The sequence below is a fragment of the Rubrivivax gelatinosus genome (assembly GCF_004340905.1).
In the GTDB taxonomy this organism is placed as follows: Bacteria; Pseudomonadota; Gammaproteobacteria; order Burkholderiales; family Burkholderiaceae_C; genus Rubrivivax; species Rubrivivax gelatinosus.
The window spans coordinates 1-1,043 of sequence record NZ_SLXD01000035.1; the positions used below are offsets into that span (position 1 = coordinate 1).

General features: G+C 66.8%; 1 protein-coding gene. It reads right to left on the bottom strand.

Annotated elements, in window-relative coordinates; all coding sequences use genetic code 11:
- Window positions 1–5: 5 nt before the first annotated feature.
- Window positions 6–959 (bottom strand): IS1595 family transposase, encoded by a 954-nt coding sequence (locus tag EV684_RS23875; protein ID WP_132649838.1) that lies wholly within the window; start codon window positions 957–959, stop codon window positions 6–8.
- Window positions 960–1,043 lie beyond the last annotated feature (84 nt).

The following is a 1,043-nucleotide window of genomic DNA, read 5'->3' on the forward strand; positions in this document are numbered from 1 at the left end:
CCTGATTAGAAATGTTCGTCAGCCTGCCTGATCACCTTGCCAGTTCTCGGCGCGGCGCGAGCGACGTCGACTATGAGACGAGCGACGAGGCCCTTGAGATCGAAGCGGCGGTTGAAACGGTAGGCGAAGCCGGCGAGGTAGGCGTCGGCGTACTTGCCGAACTTGAAGCTGTGATGGGCGCCAGCGAGGGTGCGCTTGAGGTTGCCGAGCACGGTGTTGACCCAATGGAAGTCGGGCAAGGCAGCGGGCTTCGCGCGGCCGGCGACGATGGGGGCATGCAGGCATTGAGCGGCCGAGACGCCGGCAAAGCAGCCCAGGCCGTCACTGCGGACGAGAGAGCCGGGCACGAGGTTGCGGCAGGCCCACATGGCGATGGCCTCGTAGGAGAAGGCCGGGACGGTGGAGAGCTTGACGAACAGCGGGTGGCCTGCGGCGTTGACGCTCACCGCGGCGACGAAGGGCGTCTTGCCAGTGGTCCCTCGCCCAGTGCTGCCGTCGCTGCGCTCGCCGCCGAGGTAGGCGTCATCGAGCTGGATCTGGCCGTCGAGGCGGTGCAGTTGTTCGCGCTCGGCCATGGCGTGCAGGATCTTGTGGTGCATCAGCCAAGCCGTCGGGTAACTCACGCCGAGTTGGCGCTTGAGCGCCAGCGCCGACAGGCCCGTCTTGGCCTGGCTGAGCAGGTACATCGCCAGGAACCAGGTCGTCAGCGGCAGCTTGGTGCATGCGAACAGCGTGCCGGCCGTCAGCGAGGTCTGGTGGCGGCACGCGTTGCACTGCAGAAGCCGACGGCCTTGGTGTCGGATCGCGCAGTGCGCCGTGGTGCCGCAACGCGGGCAGGCAAAGCCGTTGGGCCAGCGCGCCGCCGCCACCGCAGCGGCGCATTGCTCCTCGGCGCCGAAGCAGCGCTGGAACTCTGGCATCGACAGGCCGGGCTGGAACTGGATTCGGTTCATCGCCATCAGCGTCTCCTCGTGAGCGGTGCTGCCAGCGTAGAAGTTCACTGGCTCACTGCGTGAGACTGCTGAGGCACGTTGCTAATCAGG

Bases quoted from the DNA above. Each gene is read 5' to 3' on its own strand.
- EV684_RS23875 (WP_132649838.1), bottom strand. From the start codon at position 959: ATGGCGATGAACCGAATCCAGTTCCAGCCCGGCCTGTCGATGCCAGAG.